The sequence below is a fragment of the Paenibacillus sp. MAH-35 genome (genome assembly GCF_058135425.1).
In genome coordinates this window covers 1-1,475 of sequence record NZ_JBYUPU010000096.1, presented here as the reverse complement: position 1 = coordinate 1,475, position 1,475 = coordinate 1, and the positions used below count along the sequence as shown (strand labels likewise).

Here is a 1,475-nt window from a genome sequence, read left to right as displayed (position 1 = left end):
CTTTATTACAGTGACGCCACCCGCGATGAAGCGGTTACTTACGGGCAGATGAAAGCGAATTCGAACAAATTCGGCAACGTACTGCGGAAGCTCGGCGTCGGCAAAGGGGACCGCGTCTTTATCTTTATGCCGCGCTCGCCGGAGCTGTATTACGCCCTGCTCGGCACGATCAAGATCGGTGCGATCGCCGGACCTTTGTTCGAAGCGTTCATGGAGCAGGCGGTCCGCGACCGGCTGGAGGACGCGGAAGCTACCGCGATCGTGACGACGCCGGCCCTGCTGGGACGCGTGCCGGTGAGCAGCCTGCCGAACCTGAAGCATGTAATTCTTGTCGGCGACGACATTCCGGACGGACCGAAACAGGTCGATTTCAAAAGCGAGATGGTGCAAGCGTCGGAGCAGCTCGATATCGAGTGGGTCGACCGCGAGGATGGCATGCTGCTTCATTACACGTCCGGTTCGACGGGCAAGCCGAAGGGCGTGCTTCACGTTCACAATGCGATGATTCAGCATCTGTATACAGGACAAATCGTGCTCGATCTGAAAGAAAACGATGTCTACTGGTGTACGGCCGACCCGGGCTGGGTAACCGGTACGAGCTACGGGGTGTTCGCTCCGTTCCTCAACAAAGTGACCAACGTCATCCGCGGCGGCCGGTTCAGCCCGCAGGATTGGTACAATACGATCCAGCGTTACAAAGTATCCGTATGGTACAGCGCGCCGACGGCGTTCCGCATGCTTATGGGAGCGGGCGACGACACGGTGAAGCAGTTCGACCTCAGCAGCCTGCGCCACGTGCTCAGCGTCGGTGAACCGCTTAACCCGGAAGTCGTACGATGGGGGATGAAAGTCTACAACCACCGGATTCACGATACGTGGTGGATGACGGAGACCGGCGGACAGCTCATCTGCAACTACCCGAGCATGGACATCCGTCCGGGCTCGATGGGTAAGCCGATTCCGGGCACGGACGCGGCGATCGTCGACGACAGCGGCAACGTGCTGCCTCCGAACCGGATGGGCAACCTGGCGATCAAGACGCCTTGGCCGTCGATGATGCGTAAGATCTGGAACAACCCGGCGAAATACGAAGAATATTTCCGCCTGAAGGGCTGGTACGTCTCGGGCGACTCGGCTTATATGGACGAGGACGGCTACTTCTGGTTCCAGGGCCGCGTCGACGACGTCATCAACACGTCCGGCGAGCGCGTCGGACCGTTCGAGGTCGAGAGCAAGCTGGTTGAGCATCCGGCGGTTGCGGAAGCCGGCGTCATCGGCAAGCCGGACCCGCTGCGCGGAGAGATCATCAAAGCGTTCATCTCGCTGCGCGCCGGATTCGAGCCGAGCGACGAGCTGAAGGCGGAGATTTCGCAGTTCGTCAAGGTCGGGCTGTCCGCCCACGCCGCGCCTCGCGAAATCGAGTTTAAGGATAAGCTGCCGAAGACGCGCAGCGGCAAGATCATGCGCCGCGTGCT

General features: G+C 60.3%; 1 protein-coding gene. It reads left to right on the top strand.

What is annotated here, in order from left to right; genetic code table 11:
* On the top strand, positions 1-1,475 hold a 1,475-nt coding region (acsA, locus tag AC3Y2E_RS34550; protein ID WP_379217977.1), incomplete at both ends, for an acetate--CoA ligase.